General features: G+C 46.3%; 1 pseudogene. It reads right to left on the reverse strand.

The window, feature by feature from the left end:
• Window positions 1–222: 222 nt before the first annotated feature.
• A pseudogene (gene gyrB / locus R7R24_RS28335) lies at window positions 223–611 on the reverse strand (DNA gyrase subunit B); the annotation flags it as partial.

The following is a 611-nucleotide window of genomic DNA, read 5'->3' on the forward strand; positions in this document are numbered from 1 at the left end:
CTACAGCACTATAGCGAGCAGGAAAAAGAAAGCAAAAGCACTCAAGCGAACAAAATGGCAAGAAAAACAGAAAAGGGAAACAAAATGGTGCCGCTACTCAAGCCTCTGGCAGTTAGTAGCAGAAAAGCCAAAGTCTTGGCATAAAGTGGTGATTTTCATACCACCAAGAAACAAAAAAGCAGCGATGGCTCGCTGCTTTTTTCTATCCAAAAACGCTTGTCGCTACACGTCTAGGTTTGCAACCTTCAGTGCGTTCTCTTCGATGAAGTGACGACGAGGTTCAACTTGGTCACCCATTAGCGTTGTAAACAATTGGTCTGCGCCTACCGCATCTTCAATCGTTACTTGCATCATGCGACGTGTCTCTGGGTCCATTGTGGTTTCCCAAAGCTGATCTGGGTTCATCTCACCTAGACCTTTGTAACGCTGACGGCTTAGACCACGCATCGATTCTTTAACCAACCACTCAAGTGCTTCAGCAAAGCTTGATACTGGCAGAGTACGTTCACCACGTTTGATGTACGCGCCCTCTTCTAGAAGACCGTCTAGGACTTCAGAAAGGTCCGCCAGCTTGCCGTATTCTTTTGAGTTTAGGAAATCAACACTTAGCG

The sequence above is a fragment of the Vibrio sp. 704 genome, from assembly GCF_033339295.1.